Below are 13,892 nucleotides of genomic sequence, written 5' to 3' on the forward strand. Positions count from 1 at the left end.
ATGCCAAAAGCCGTAGTTGTAGGATCAGGAATAGCCGGAATCGCTTCCGCCTTAAGACTGAGAAAAAAAGGGTATCAGGTGATCGTATATGAGGCTAATGACTACCCCGGAGGTAAGTTACACGTACTGCATAACGGACCCTACCGATTTGACCTGGGTCCTTCGCTATTTACCTTGCCTAAGCTGGTCGATGAGCTTTTCTCACTATTCGGTAAAGACCCGAGAGATCATTTCAACTATATACGAAAAGAAACGGTTTGTCAATATTTCTGGGAAGATGGCACCACTTTTTCAGCTGCAGCAAATCCTGAAGAATTCGTCAGATCGGCAGCTGATACTTTTAATGAACAACCAGAGCACATACAAGAATACCTGGAAAGGAATCGGGAAAAGTATCGCCTCACAGCCCCATTGTTTCTTGAGCAATCTTTACACCGTCTAAACACCTATCTCAGTCTTGAGACCCTGGAAGCAATCCTTAAAATATCCCGTCTTGATATTGGAAAAAGCCTGAATCAGGTGAATGCTGAATATTTCAGCAATCCCAAACTCATACAATTATTTAACCGGTATGCCACTTATAACGGGAGTTCTCCATTCATAACACCCGGGATCATGTCTATGATACCCCATCTCGAAATGGACCTCGGCACCTACTTTCCACTCGGCGGTATGCATGAAATTACCATGAGCCTGTACAGGCTTGCTGTAGATGAAGGAGTTGAATTCCGGTTTAACAAAAAAGTTCAGCGTATTCTGCTTAATAAAAACAATTCGCAGGTTACCGGGGTGATCTCAGGAGAGGAAACCGAACCTGCAGATGTGGTGGTCAGCAATATGGATATCGTACCGACCTACAGAAAGTTATTACCTGAACTGCCATCACCTGAAAAAACCCTTCAGCAGGAACGGTCGAGTTCTGCCCTGATCTTCTATTGGGGCATTAGCCGCAGTTTTCCCGAGCTGGATCTTCACAACATTCTCTTTTCAGAAAATTACAGGGAAGAGTTTGATCATATCTTTACAAAGAAATCCCTGTATCATGACCCCACAGTATATATCAATATCAGCTCGAAAAACGAACCGGGCGATGCTCCGGAAGGTCATGAAAACTGGTTTGTTATGATCAATGCCCCGGGAGATTACGGTCAGGACTGGGATAAGATGATCGCCAATGCCAGGCAGCATGTCATTTCAAAGATCAATCGCATATTAAAGGTTTCTATTGAAGATCACATAACAAGCTCCTATACACTTGACCCCAGAGGGATTGAAAAAAATACAGCCTCCTTCCGGGGTGCTCTATACGGTGCTGCGAGTAATGATAAATTTGCTGCCTTTCTGAGACATCCTAATTTCAAGTCTTCAGTGAAAGGCTTATATTTCTGTGGTGGAAGCGTGCACCCCGGAGGCGGTATTCCCCTGAGCCTGCTCTCTGCCAAAATCGTTAATGATCTCGTACCTGAATTATGAACCTGAACCTGTTCTCCACTCTTCACAACAACAAACTGGCGATTTCTGTATTCCTGATCTGGTTGTTCCATGTTTCGGCTATCATTGGAATTCTTTCAACGCCATACATGGAATGGTTCGTAAGTCAGACCCCGGTAAATCTGGGACTGGCAACCGTTTTGTTATTCTGGTGTTTCCCTGTAAAAAACAAAAAAGAAGTACTGGTTTTTCTGTTCTGTTTTACCCTGGGAATGACCGCTGAAATATTGGGGGTCAACCTGGGTTGGTTCTTTGGCTCATATGCCTATGGCGAAAATCTCGGCCCCAAGATACTGGGAGTTCCATGGCTTATCGGTCTCAACTGGGCTATTCTAAGTTTTATTTCAGGGGTAATGGCTCAGTGGCTGAATAAATCCACCATATTAAAGATCATCACAGGTGGCATTCTTATGCTGATACTGGATCTTTTCCTGGAAGGTATTGCTCCGGTTTTTGATTACTGGCAATTCGCCGGGGGAGAACCGCCATTAAAAAATTATGTTGCCTGGCTGGTTTTAGCGATTATCATGCAATCTGTCTATCATATCAAAAATATCAGAGGTAACAGAACCTTCAGCCTGAACCTGTACCTGGCACAGTTACTTTTTTTCGTTATTTTTTTTGCGGTATATGGCCTCTAGAAAGGCAAAGGTTGGCCTCTCAGAGTTCCTTTTGAGCGGTAGGGTTGAAACCGGGAGAACAATTCCTCTTTATACCAGTCTAACTTGCGGGTATACCCAATGGCTTTCACATGTTCATGACTTTTATAAGCGAATGATCGCAAAGCGTCTTCATCAGTCCATATGCTGAAGGTTGCCATCTGAGTAACCGGCACTTCCCCAATACCCATGGTATAAAGCAATCCTTCGGCATCTACGAGGGGTTTTTGAGAGGTCGGCACATAATTCCAGAATCTTCTCAGGTACCTCTTTTTGATAGTTGCACGCGTAATAGCAGCGATATAAGGATTATCCGGACTTATATCAGCATGCGGTTTAAAGGGTATTTCTCCGTCCCATAATCCTTTTGCTTTAACATTTTTCATGTAGATGACCCCGATCTCTGCAGCTTGTTTACGATACTTTTTCATGAGAGAGGCATAATCAAAGAAAACATCTGCATACCGCTCATCATCCCAAACCTGTAACAAGGCGTAGGTATTCCAGTCAGGCCATGGATTGAAATTCTTCTTTCCGCTACCCATGAGTTTATAGAATGTACAACCGGGAACCTGCCGCAGGGAAGTATGTGCAAACTGCATCATCAAAAACGCCCATAATTTTGAAGAAGCAGAAGTGTAACTAAAAACAGTGAGGGTTGTGACCTGTTTCATCATCGTTGATTTACCAAACTGTCGAGCAAATGCTTTACCGATTCTGAATCCCATTTAGCTGAACCGGTCTTTTCAATCACAATATTTCCCTTCCTGTCGACCAGATAAGTCGCAGGTATACTTCTGGAATACAATTGACCGGGAATCTCTGTTCTGCTGAAGTAAACAGGGAGGTCGTAAGAATTATCATTCATGAAACGGCTCACCTTCTCCCTTTCATCATTGGCTACAAAAAGAAACTGCACCTTATCACCGAACTCGTTGTATAAATTCTGCAGGGCAGGCATTTCAGCGATACAAGGCGGACACCAGGTGGCCCAAAGGTTGATTAATATCACTTCCCCCTTGAGATCATGAAACTCCTGTTTTGTTCCTTCGAGCCCCACTAAAGACCACTCATAATTATTCAGCTTCTCTTGTTCTTCCGGCGATTCAACTCCGGGACTAAACGCGATAAGACGGTTTACATATACCTTAATCGTAGTACCCAGGGGGGTAAACAAAATAATGATAAGAAGGGCGATCAATGCTAGATTACCCAGTTTATCCCATTTTTTTTTCTGCATAAAAAAAGTGCATTTCCTCTTACGAAAATACACTTTTTTAGCGTGGTTCCCTGCTTTCAAACGGGGATACCTTTCGCAACCACAAGATCTTATCTAAGGCTCAATACGATTTACTGTTATCGAATTCGACAGATCAAAACAACCTTGCAGATCAGCAGCATTCATACCTGCTTCAGCACCGCTAAGCCCATCTTCAAATCGCAGATACCAGATCAGACAGACACCGGGACCGGCCTCATCAAAATTAACCCCTTCGACCGCTTCAAGTGTCGGTGGCAAACCCAGTATGTTTCCCTGATCATCAGTGATCACCCAGGTACTGTTTGATCCTGAGATCTCAGAATCGTCAAGGGTAATTCCGCTCACAAAATCAGCTTCACCATCAACGAAAAACTCAAAAGGACCGCCGGAGATTGTTCCGGCCTCGGGTTGATTTCGCTGTACATCGATCGAATTGGAAAGATCAAAGTTTCCTTCAATGTCATTCGCATTCATACCAACTTCCGCTCCACTTATCTCTCCTTCATATCTCAGATACCAAATGAGACAAAGGCCGGGGCCGGCATCGTCGAAATTCACTGCCTCCAATGCCTCCATGGTCGGGGGCAAACCCAGAATACTGCCCTGGTCATCAGTGATTACCCAGGTCGCATTCATCCCCATGGCATCAGAGCTGTTGACAGAAATTCCATTAACAAAATCCGGATCCCCATCTATACAAAAAGAAAACGGACCTCCGCTTATCGTACCGGCATTGGCAATTATATCGGTTGAATCGTCATCATTATCACAGGCCTGCAACAGGCCGAGGCACATAAGTATACCCAATGATTTTAAAAGTGTGGTTTTCATCGCTGTTTTGGTTTTAAAAGATTACAGGGGTAAATTACCTCAGCGATTTATAATTAAATGTCAGCTAGTTTACATTAAGCGGAGATTTCAGCAACCGAATTTCCTGTCTTGAAAAATCTATCATTCCCGCCTCCCTCAATTCATTCATAAGGGTGTTCAAAGTCTGACGGGAAGTTCCTATCAGTGAGGCGATATCTTTCTGGGTATAGGGATGCCTGATAAGGCGGATTCCATCATTTTCGTTTCCGTACTCTTTGAACAACTCGTCGATAAATTCCAATAAACGCGTTCTTGTATCTTTGAAAAGCAACAGCCTGAGTCTGCGCTCCAGCTTCCGGTAACGGTACCCGATAAATTTATAGATCTTCAGACTGAAGCTTTCGTCATCTCTCATCATCTGCTGCAAAGATTCAACTGAAACACTGCAAATGCGGGTATTTTTGGTTACCGATTGCGCAAACTCGTTCCTGGCTTCTCCATCCAGCAACGCCTTTTCCCCAAAAATTTCACCTCGGGTAAGTATGGCTTTCACGATCTCTTCTCCCTCCTCGGTATAATACCCGATCCTGATCTTGCCGCTTTCAACAAGATAAACCGTTCTGGCGAGATCCTTTTCAAAATAGATATAGTCGTTCTTCGAACAATCAATCATCTTGTGGCATTCACGAAAAGCGGTGTATTTATGCGGACATAGAATCTGGAAGAGGTCTACTTCCTGAAAAAACCACAGAGCACTCATTTGGAAGAATTTTTGGTTGATCGATCAGGCATTTGGTCGCGATCTGCTCCTGGCACTTACAAAAAAACTCCCGCTATTGCGGGAGTTTTTGATATATATTCAACTGACTATGAGATAGATCAGGCGTTCTGTCTCTTGATCAGGTTCAGGGCAGAACCGGCCTTAAACCAGGCTATCTGACCTTCATTGTAGGAATGATTTACCTTGATGGTATCTTTGCTTCCGTCTGCATGAACCAATTCGATGGTCAATGGTTTATCAGGAGCAAATGACTCCAGGTCAACGAAGTTAAAAGTATCATCTTCCTGAATCTTGTCATAATCTGCCTCATTGGCGAATGTTAACGCGAGCATTCCCTGCTTCTTCAGGTTGGTCTCGTGAATACGTGCAAAAGATTTAACCAGCACAGCCTTCACACCCAGGTGTCGGGGCTGCATTGCTGCATGCTCCCTTGAAGAACCTTCACCGTAATTATGGTCACCCACAACTACCGTAGGAATACCTTTGGCTTTATACTCCCTTTGAACATCCGGCACACCTCCGTATTCACCTGTAAGCTGGCTCTTTACGAAGTTGGTCTTCTGATTAAATGCATTTACAGCACCGATCAGGGTATTGTTGGCAATATTATCGAGGTGACCTCTGAATCTCAGCCACGGACCAGCCATTGAAATGTGGTCAGTTGTACACTTACCATCAGCTTTGATCAGCAGCTTTGCCCCTGTAATGTTCTTACCATCCCATGGCTCAAAAGGTTCGAGCAATTGCAAACGCTCTGAATCTTCAGCTACGATTACATCTACCCCACTACCGTCTTTGGCCGGAGCAACATAGCCGGCATCTTCAACGGCAAATCCTTCCGGTGGTAATTCATAACCTCTTGGTTCGTCAAGCATCACTTCTTCTCCGTCTTCGTTGATCAGCTTATCTGTAAGCGGATTGAAATCAAGTCGTCCGGCAATGGCAATAGCCGTAACCAGTTCAGGAGATCCCACGAACGCCAGGGTATTCGGGTTACCGTCTGCACGCTTGGCGAAATTTCGGTTAAAAGAGTGTACGATAGTATTTCGGTCCTGCTCTTTGGCATCACCTCCGTAACGATCCCACATTCCTATACACGGTCCGCACGCGTTAGCGAAAACAGTAGCCCCGATATTATTGAAGGTATCGATAAACCCATCACGCTCTATGGTAAAGCGAACCTGCTCAGACCCCGGAGTGATGGTGAAATTTGATTTTGTCTTTAACTTCTTGTCTGCAACCTGTTGTGCCAGTGATGCAGCACGCGAGATATCTTCGTACGAGGAGTTCGTACATGAACCGATCAGTCCGTACTCAACTTTCAGCGGCCAGTCGTTTTCTTTGGCAGCCTCTCCCATTTTCGAGATCGGGGTAGCCAGGTCTGGCGTAAAAGGTCCGTTCAGGTGAGGCTCCAGCTCTGAAAGATTGATCTCGATTACCTCATCGAAATATTGCTTCGGATTCGCATACACCTCAGGATCTGCTGTAAGATATTCTTTTACTTCATTAGCTGCGTCAGCCACATCTGCACGGTCGGTGGCTCTCAGATAACGATCCATCGATTCGTCGTAACCAAAAGTAGAAGTGGTAGCTCCCACTTCTGCTCCCATATTACAGATCGTTCCTTTACCGGTACATGACATAGATCGGGCACCTTCACCAAAGTATTCAATAATAGCTCCGGTTCCACCTTTTACGGTAAGAATACCGGCCACTTTCAGAATCACATCTTTAGGAGCGGTCCATCCCGATAGCTTTCCGGTAAGTTTCACACCGATAAGCTTAGGAAACTTAAGTTCCCAGGGCATTCCGGCCATCACATCAACCGCATCAGCACCACCTACACCGATAGCAACCATTCCAAGTCCTCCTGCATTTACCGTATGAGAGTCGGTACCGATCATCATTCCTCCCGGGAAGGCATAATTCTCGAGTACTACCTGGTGAATAATTCCTGCTCCGGGCTTCCAGAATCCTATGCCATATTTGTTTGATACTGATTCCAAAAAGTCGAATACCTCATTACTGGTTTCATTAGCACGCTTCAGATCGGCATCAGCACCGACTTTAGCCTGAATGAGGTGATCACAATGTACTGTAGTTGGTACAGCTACCTTTGGTTTCCCGGCATGCATGAACTGCAGCAGTGCCATCTGAGCGGTAGCATCCTGACACGCGATACGGTCAGGCGTGAATTCAACGTAGTCTTTACCCCTGGTATAAGCTTCTGTAGGCATACCATCCCACAAATGCGAATACAATATTTTTTCGGATAAAGTCAAAGGCTTTCCAGTAAGCTCACGTGCCTTGTCAACACGTTCGGCCATACGGGAATACACCCCTTTTATCATATCAATATCAAAAGCCATATTAACTGTTTATTAGATTTTTTTAGAAGTCCTGCGAAAATACGAAAATCCAAACAGTTATTAAAGTTTTTGACAAAACAATGGGTATGGACCGGATTATTGAAAAGAAAGAAAAATCAGGCAATATAAATTAGCAATTCAGCAAAACTGAACAGATAATATTTATAAAAACATCAATTATTATACCCGGGATCTATTTTTCAGAAAGTGAACTGAGCGTCAGAAAAGATCCTCGACCAGCTGATCGACCGTCACTCCTTCTGCTTCAGCCTTGTAGTTCTTAATGACCCGGTGTCTGAGAACTCCCTTGGCCACCTGCTGCACATCTTCATTATCGGGTGAGTACTTTCCGCGAACCAGTGCATTAGCCTTGGCTGCCAGTATCAGATTCTGTGAAGCTCTCGGTCCTGCGCCCCAATCCACGTAATTATTGATCGTATCGGTAGCCATCTCAGTGCCGGGCCGTGTTTTGGCCACCAGAGATACTGCATAATTCACCACATTGTCGGCTACGGGCACCCTTCTTACCAGGTGTTGTATGCTTACTATCTCATCGGCTGTGAAAAGCGGCGACACCTTGTTTTCTATATCATCGGTAGTGGCTTTCACCACAGCCACTTCCTCTTCAAAGCTCGGATAACTCAGTTCGATAGCAAACATGAACCGGTCAAGCTGAGCTTCGGGTAACGGGTAGGTTCCCTCCTGCTCGATAGGGTTCTGTGTAGCCAGTACGAAATAGGGAAGGCTCAACCTGTAGTGCTGACCTGCTACGGTCACGGCACGCTCCTGCATGGCCTCCAGCAAAGCAGCCTGGGTTTTGGGAGGCGTACGGTTGATCTCATCTGCCAGGATGATATTTGAAAAGACCGGCCCCTTGATAAATTTAAAATTACGGTTCTGATCCAGGATCTCACTACCCAATATATCAGAAGGCATCAGGTCAGGGGTGAACTGAATGCGTTTAAAGTCAAGACCCAGCGCCTGAGCGATGGTATTCACCATAAGGGTCTTGGCCAGGCCGGGCACACCTATGAGAAGGGAATGCCCGCCTGAATAAATAGAAAGCAGGATCTGGTCTATGACCCGATCCTGCCCAATAATTACTTTTGCGATTTCTTTTTTTAGCGCCTGATGTTTTTCAACCAGATTTTTTACTGCAGCTACATCTGACATTAAGTCCTATTTTTTAAGCCAGTTGTTTTTAAAGTCACAATCCCGGCTGTCTGAATTTACGCTAATATAAGTATCTTTTATGTTTTCGTCCATCCATTTGGCTATTTCCCTGAACTGCTTTTCTTTCAAAGCAAGTTCTTTGATCTTCACATAATCCTGAACATAGTCTGCCTGGTGGGCATCGTAGCGGTTGTTCACCTTGATAAGCTTGTACACCACTCCGGTACGCGTCTCTTCAACCAGAGGCTGAGATATCTCATCACCTTTCAGGTTCGATACCTGGCTGTAAAGTACAGGGTCCATTTTAGTCAATTCAAAACGGGTGTCCATATTATCAGGATTTCTCAGCACCCCTCCGTCGAAACGGGTTTCTTTCTGGTCAGAAAAATTACGGGCTGCCTGTGAAAATGTAAACTCACCTTCAATCACCTTGGTGCGAATACTGTCAAGTTCAGCTTTTGCTTCATTCAGAGATTCCTGAGAGATCTCGGGGCGCAACAAAATGTGACGCACGTCACGCTCTTGTCCGCGTATACGTTCTACAGTTAGAATATGATATCCGAATTCTGATTTAAAGGGTTTGGAAACTTCTCCCTCCTTCAGGGAAAAAGCTACATCTTTAAATTCCTGTACAAAGTTTGAATTCTTGTTGATAGAATAAACACCATTGTTCTGGTTTTTACCCGGGTCTTCTGAATACAATGTCTGCTTGATGGCAAAACTTGAACCGTTCTCAATGATATCACTTCTGTAGGCATTCAGCTTATCGATGGTCTTTTGAATCTCCTCTTCGGTAGGCTTGGGCTCCTTTACGATCTGTGCGATCTCAACCTCATCACCGAAATAGGGTTTTTCTTCATCATCCAGCTTGTTGTACCACTGGCGCACTTCCTCAGGGGTGATCTCTACTGCCTCAACGATCTTGGCCTGCATACGCTCAGCCAGCATACGCTCTTTAATGATCTCATTGAGCTCTTCCCGGAATTCCTTCTCGTCATCCTTCTTGTAATATTGGAGAAGCTTTTCCATAGATCCTACCTGATTAACCAGGAAAGCGATCTGCCTCTCTACATATGATGTCACTTCGGCATCGGCCACCTCCACACTATCCTGAATGGCCATGTGTGCATACAGTTTGTCTTCCATCAATTTACCCAATAACTGGCAACGCGATATATTCGCGGTTGATACTCCCTGGGTCTTCAGGTCGATGAACTGCTTATCGATATCAGATTCGAGTATGACATAATCTCCTACTACCGCAGCGACCCCGTCTACTTTGATCTTCTTAAAGGTGCCGGCAGAATCGGCCTTTTGCACCTTCTCAGCCATGCTGTCTTCAGACATCAGCGTATCGGGTGTATTCTCAGCAGAGCTGAGCATGGCAGTTTCCTGTTGGGCATGTACAAGCCCCGCCGTCATCATTAAAATCGTGGTTAAAGCGTAAAAAAATCTCTTCATTAAGCTCTGTTGTTTTTATTTAGCTGCATTGCTGCAATAACTATTCCTTTCTATTTTTTTGGATCATAAACCTGGAAATCATTATTCCGGGTTGCTTCGTCGAGCAATTCCTTCTCAAGGGTTCTCAGGAATTCCAACTTCCTCTTATTGAGAATGATCTTTCTTACCGTCGGTTCAACATACGACAAGGGAGCTGTATTATTCCTGCTAAGCACTTCATTAACAGCGACCAAATATACCCCTAAAGAATCGGATAGCTCAAAAAATTGTGATTTTTTTAAATACTCATCCTTGTTATCGGTATTGATCACGGGGATCTTTTGTATCACTTCAGAGGTGCGTACCCAGACCGAGTCGTTAAAGGAATAAAACTTGAATTTAAGAGCCATTTCCCGCAAAGCCTCCTGGTCTTCAGGTGAAAAATTCCTGAATCGCTCCCTTACGGTCTGCAGGTTCGTAAAGTCAGGACTCACACTGAGATAGCGAAGTTTCACCAGATCTTCATTCAGCTTGAAGTTCTCTTTGTTCTCTTCGTAAAAACGCTCAAGCTCTTCCTGTGCGATGGCGGTATCCATCGACCGGGCCACCAGCGCCTCCTTATAAGCATTTATATAAAGGTCTGCACGGTACTGAGCCACCAGCTCTTCGAATTGCTGTTGTTTGTTTTCAGAGAGATTGATCCTGGCCCGATCCAGCAACAATTGCTTGCGTGCCCAGTCGTTGATATAATTGTTTACCAGTACGGCACTGTCACCACTGCTTATCCCTCCATTCAACAATTTATCGATCTCTTCTTTTACGAGATAATTCTCGCCTACCCTTGCTACCGGGTCTTTTATTTCCTGCTGATTAAAGTAACTGCAAGAGCTAAAAGAAATTACAATCAGTAAGCATATAAGGAATTTAAAAGATCGCATTCTCATTACGTATGGTATCATCATAATCCTGGCCTTACCGGCATTCGGGCAAAAATAACAAATAAGAGCATATTTTCAAGCCAACAACCGTTAAAGGCAATAACGAACAATCGCTGTTTATATTTTTCGTAAATTCTGCATTAACAAACAGATACTTATGAAGTATACAGCAGAGGTGATCATCAGGGCTCCACGGGCAGAAGTGATCGAAAAACTTGACAACACAGACAACCTGAAACACTGGCAGCCCGGCTTCAAAAAGTACACCCTCCTATCGGGAAAGCCGGGAGAAACCGGGGCCGAAGCCATGATCGAACTCAAAATGGGCGGGAAGGATATGAAAATGAAGGAAACCATCATCTATAAGAATCTGCCGGAAGCGATTCACGCAACCTACGAGACCAATGATGTTATCAATACACAGGAGAACTTCTTTAAGGAGATCGACAAGGAAACAACCCACTGGCTTGCTGTGAATGAATTCAGGTTTAATTCCCTGCTGATGAAATTGGTCGGGTTTCTTTTCCCGGGAAGCTTTAAAAAGCAAAGCCTTTCATTTATGACTCACTTCAAGGATTTTGTGGAGAAGGGACATTCCCTTGCTGATAAGACATAAAAAAACACCGCGAAAGCGGTGTTTTTGCATTTATTGATTTTTGTGTGATTATGGCATTACCACCTGATCAATAGCATGTATTACCCCGTTAGAAGCATCAACATCGGTCATGATCACCGTTGAACTGTTCCCGTTAGCATCGGTAAGAATAACATTTCCGTTTTCGATTGAAGCGGTAAGCTGATCTCCCTGAACAGTGGTTATGGTAAATTTCCCATTATTGCTGTTTATTGCATCCAGGACGTCGCTGGCCATGAATTCTCCTGATACCACGTGGTAGGTAAGAATAGAAGTCAATTTATCTTTATTCTCCGGTTTTACCAGATCGTCCAGCGTTCCAGCAGGTAATTTGTTAAAAGCATCATTGGTCGGCGCAAATACCGTAAAAGGTCCCTCACTGTTAAGCGTTTCAACAAGGCCGGCAGCCTTTACTGCGGTAACCAACGTACTGAAGTTGTCATTACCTGCGGCCACTCCGACAATAGTGGGTTCCTGAATTGATTCAACATTTTCTGAAATGTTGTCATTTTTCTGGCTTTCGAAGGCATAGATACCGAGTACCAGCACTGCCAAAGCAGTAAATTTGAATAGATTCTTGATTTTCATAGTTTTTTAATTTTAAATAAATGTATGAAAATCAATCTGTTAAAAATTATTATTTTGTTTAAACTTTAGTTAAAAAAACTAAACAAAAATAATCAAGTCATTAAAAAAGCCCCAGGTCGGGGCTTTGTATCTATTTCAAATAATTATCGGCTATAGTTCGGAGCTTCCTTGGTAATGGTCACATCGTGCGGATGACTTTCGTGGATTCCGCTCGAAGTGATCTTCACGAACCGGCCGTTCTCTTTCAGGTCAGCGATATCTTTTGCTCCGCAGTATCCCATCCCGGCCCGGAGACCTCCGATGAACTGGTGCATACTTTCATAAAGCTCTCCTTTGTACGGCACTCTTCCTACGATCCCTTCCGGAACCAGCTTTTTAATATCATCTTCCACATCCTGGAAATATCTGTCTTTGCTTCCTTTCTTCATTGCTTCTACAGATCCCATTCCGCGGTAAGATTTATATTTTCTACCGTCATATATTATAGTCTCACCGGGAGATTCTTTGGTACCCGCCAGAAGGGAGCCCAGCATGACCGTATCGGCCCCCGCTGCAATAGCCTTAGGGATATCACCGGTATACCTGATCCCGCCATCGGCGATGACCGGCACCCCGGATCCTTTAATAGCTGCCGCTACCTCCAACACCGCAGAGAATTGCGGAAATCCTACTCCGGCAACGACCCTTGTGGTACAGATGGAGCCCGGACCAATACCCACCTTAACGGCGTCTGCTCCGTTTTCAACCAGGTATTTCGCGGCTTCTGCGGTAGCGATATTACCCACTACCACTTCCAGTTCCGGAAAAGCCTTTTTTACTTCCTTAAGTACCCTTACCACTCCCTGGGTATGACCGTGAGCTGTATCGATGATCACAGCATCTACGCCGGCCTTTACCAACGCCTCGGCACGCTCAACCGCATCTCCGGTAACTCCCAGCGCTGCAGCAACCCGAAGTCTTCCGTAAGAATCTTTATTAGCGATAGGCTTCTGAGTAAGTTTGGTTATGTCACGGAAGGTAATAAGTCCGATCAATTTATTATGATCATCTACCACGGGTAGTTTTTCGATCTTATTCTCCTGAAGTATGTCTTCGGCATCTGCCAGAGAGGTACCCTCTGCTGCGGTCACCAGGTTTTCGCTGGTCATGACTTCTGAAATCGATCTGGCGTCATTCTTTTCGAATCGCAGATCTCTGTTGGTAACGATTCCCTTGAGATAGCCCTTCTCGTCAACGATCGGGATCCCGCCGATACTGTGCTCACGCATATTGTTCTTGGCATCGATCACTTTGGCCGTTAACGGCAGGGTAACCGGATCGATGATCATGCCGCTTTCAGCACGCTTCACCTTTCTTACCTGCAGGGCCTGCTCTTCAATAGTCATATTCTTATGAAGTACGCCTATACCACCTTCACGCGCCATGGCTATAGCCATACTGCTTTCGGTAACGGTATCCATAGCAGCTGATACTATAGGAACGTTGATCGTGATGTTACGGGTAAATTTTGTTTGGATATTCACTTCTCTGGGAAGTACTTCCGAATAGTTCGGAACCAAGAGCACATCGTCGTAAGTAAGACCTTCGCCGATGATTTTTCCTTCGTGAGCTTTCATACTGCAACTTCTAATTTAGTTGCACGCAAATATAATGCATTTTAGTCAGTTATAATTCCTTCCCTCCATATTTAAACAAACCTTAACCACAAAAGGTATGACCTGATGATTCTGCAGGAATTCGACCTTTTT

Annotated in this window: 13 protein-coding genes; 3 read left to right on the forward strand and 10 right to left on the reverse strand. The window is 44.5% G+C overall.

Annotation, left to right across the window (positions count from 1 at the left end):
• Together crtD and K7R10_RS05430 are read left to right on the forward strand one after the other, a co-directional pair.
• The gene (gene crtD, locus K7R10_RS05425; protein ID WP_224483674.1) at nt 1-1,473 is read left to right on the forward strand and encodes a 1-hydroxycarotenoid 3,4-desaturase CrtD; all 1,473 of its coding nucleotides are present in this window, start codon (nt 1-3) and stop codon (nt 1,471-1,473) included.
• Nucleotides 1,470-2,132, forward strand: coding sequence for a carotenoid biosynthesis protein (locus tag K7R10_RS05430; RefSeq protein WP_224483675.1), 663 nt, complete (start codon nt 1,470-1,472; stop codon nt 2,130-2,132). Before crtD ends, K7R10_RS05430 begins: the two co-directional genes overlap by 4 nt.
• Here the strand turns inward: K7R10_RS05430 and K7R10_RS05435 are convergent.
• The 8 genes from K7R10_RS05435 to K7R10_RS05470 form a co-directional block, all read right to left on the reverse strand.
• On the reverse strand, nt 2,129-2,827 hold the full coding sequence (locus tag K7R10_RS05435; protein WP_224483676.1) for a DUF3291 domain-containing protein: 699 nt from the start codon (nt 2,825-2,827) through the stop codon (nt 2,129-2,131). The genes K7R10_RS05430 and K7R10_RS05435 overlap by 4 nt on opposite strands.
• Complete coding sequence (locus K7R10_RS05440) at nt 2,824-3,390, reverse strand: TlpA family protein disulfide reductase (RefSeq protein WP_224483677.1); 567 nt, start codon at nt 3,388-3,390, stop codon at nt 2,824-2,826. The genes K7R10_RS05435 and K7R10_RS05440 overlap by 4 nt, the downstream gene beginning before the upstream one ends.
• Nucleotides 3,391-3,483: 93 nt before the next feature.
• A complete protein-coding gene (locus K7R10_RS05445; protein WP_224483678.1) occupies nt 3,484-4,242 on the reverse strand; it encodes a hypothetical protein in 759 nt (252 codons plus the stop codon).
• A 64-nt stretch (nt 4,243-4,306) separates the two neighbouring features.
• Nucleotides 4,307-4,981 (reverse strand): Crp/Fnr family transcriptional regulator, encoded by a 675-nt coding sequence (locus tag K7R10_RS05450; RefSeq protein ID WP_224483679.1) that lies wholly within the window; start codon nt 4,979-4,981, stop codon nt 4,307-4,309.
• Between the two features lie 119 nt (nt 4,982-5,100).
• On the reverse strand, nt 5,101-7,371 hold the full coding sequence (locus K7R10_RS05455) for an aconitate hydratase (RefSeq protein WP_224483680.1): 2,271 nt from the start codon (nt 7,369-7,371) through the stop codon (nt 5,101-5,103).
• Nucleotides 7,372-7,590: 219 nt separating this feature from the next.
• Complete coding sequence (locus K7R10_RS05460; RefSeq protein ID WP_224483681.1) at nt 7,591-8,544, reverse strand: AAA family ATPase; 954 nt, start codon at nt 8,542-8,544, stop codon at nt 7,591-7,593.
• 6 nt (nt 8,545-8,550) lie between these two features.
• Complete coding sequence (locus K7R10_RS05465) at nt 8,551-10,005, reverse strand: peptidylprolyl isomerase (RefSeq protein WP_224483682.1); 1,455 nt, start codon at nt 10,003-10,005, stop codon at nt 8,551-8,553.
• Between the two features lie 50 nt (nt 10,006-10,055).
• Nucleotides 10,056-10,946, reverse strand: a complete 891-nt coding sequence (locus K7R10_RS05470; protein WP_224483683.1) for a peptidyl-prolyl cis-trans isomerase — start codon at nt 10,944-10,946, stop codon at nt 10,056-10,058.
• Between the two features lie 133 nt (nt 10,947-11,079).
• Here K7R10_RS05470 and K7R10_RS05475 point away from each other — a divergent pair, with 133 nt between their 5' ends.
• The gene (locus tag K7R10_RS05475) at nt 11,080-11,538 is read left to right on the forward strand and encodes an SRPBCC family protein (protein WP_224483684.1); all 459 of its coding nucleotides are present in this window, start codon (nt 11,080-11,082) and stop codon (nt 11,536-11,538) included.
• Nucleotides 11,539-11,586: 48 nt separating this feature from the next.
• On the opposite strand, the gene K7R10_RS05480 is transcribed toward K7R10_RS05475, so the two are convergent.
• Nucleotides 11,587-12,144 carry a fasciclin domain-containing protein gene (locus tag K7R10_RS05480; protein WP_224483685.1) on the reverse strand — a complete coding sequence of 186 codons (558 nt, stop codon included), beginning with the start codon at nt 12,142-12,144 and terminating at the stop codon, nt 11,587-11,589.
• A 143-nt stretch (nt 12,145-12,287) separates the two neighbouring features.
• The gene (gene guaB / locus K7R10_RS05485) at nt 12,288-13,760 is read right to left on the reverse strand and encodes an IMP dehydrogenase (RefSeq protein WP_224483686.1); all 1,473 of its coding nucleotides are present in this window, start codon (nt 13,758-13,760) and stop codon (nt 12,288-12,290) included.
• Between the last annotated feature and the right edge of the window lie 132 nt (nt 13,761-13,892).

Origin of the sequence: Robertkochia aurantiaca (genome assembly GCF_020166495.1) — a bacterium.
In the GTDB taxonomy this organism is placed as follows: Bacteria; Bacteroidota; Bacteroidia; order Flavobacteriales; family Flavobacteriaceae; genus Robertkochia; species Robertkochia aurantiaca.

Excerpts from the sequence above, each read along its gene's own strand:
- crtD (WP_224483674.1), top strand. The coding sequence starts at position 1 with ATGCCAAAAGCCGTAGTTGTAGGATCAGGAATAGCCGGAATCGCTTCC.
- K7R10_RS05430 (WP_224483675.1), top strand. The coding sequence starts at position 1,470 with ATGAACCTGAACCTGTTCTCCACTCTTCACAACAACAAACTGGCGATT.
- K7R10_RS05435 (WP_224483676.1), bottom strand. The coding sequence starts at position 2,827 with ATGATGAAACAGGTCACAACCCTCACTGTTTTTAGTTACACTTCTGCT.
- K7R10_RS05440 (WP_224483677.1), bottom strand. The coding sequence starts at position 3,390 with ATGCAGAAAAAAAAATGGGATAAACTGGGTAATCTAGCATTGATCGCC.
- K7R10_RS05445 (WP_224483678.1), bottom strand. The coding sequence starts at position 4,242 with ATGAAAACCACACTTTTAAAATCATTGGGTATACTTATGTGCCTCGGC.
- K7R10_RS05450 (WP_224483679.1), bottom strand. The coding sequence starts at position 4,981 with ATGAGTGCTCTGTGGTTTTTTCAGGAAGTAGACCTCTTCCAGATTCTA.
- K7R10_RS05455 (WP_224483680.1), bottom strand. The coding sequence starts at position 7,371 with ATGGCTTTTGATATTGATATGATAAAAGGGGTGTATTCCCGTATGGCC.
- K7R10_RS05460 (WP_224483681.1), bottom strand. The coding sequence starts at position 8,544 with ATGTCAGATGTAGCTGCAGTAAAAAATCTGGTTGAAAAACATCAGGCG.
- K7R10_RS05465 (WP_224483682.1), bottom strand. The coding sequence starts at position 10,005 with ATGAAGAGATTTTTTTACGCTTTAACCACGATTTTAATGATGACGGCG.
- K7R10_RS05470 (WP_224483683.1), bottom strand. The coding sequence starts at position 10,946 with ATGATGATACCATACGTAATGAGAATGCGATCTTTTAAATTCCTTATA.
- K7R10_RS05475 (WP_224483684.1), top strand. The coding sequence starts at position 11,080 with ATGAAGTATACAGCAGAGGTGATCATCAGGGCTCCACGGGCAGAAGTG.
- K7R10_RS05480 (WP_224483685.1), bottom strand. The coding sequence starts at position 12,144 with ATGAAAATCAAGAATCTATTCAAATTTACTGCTTTGGCAGTGCTGGTA.
- guaB (WP_224483686.1), bottom strand. The coding sequence starts at position 13,760 with ATGAAAGCTCACGAAGGAAAAATCATCGGCGAAGGTCTTACTTACGAC.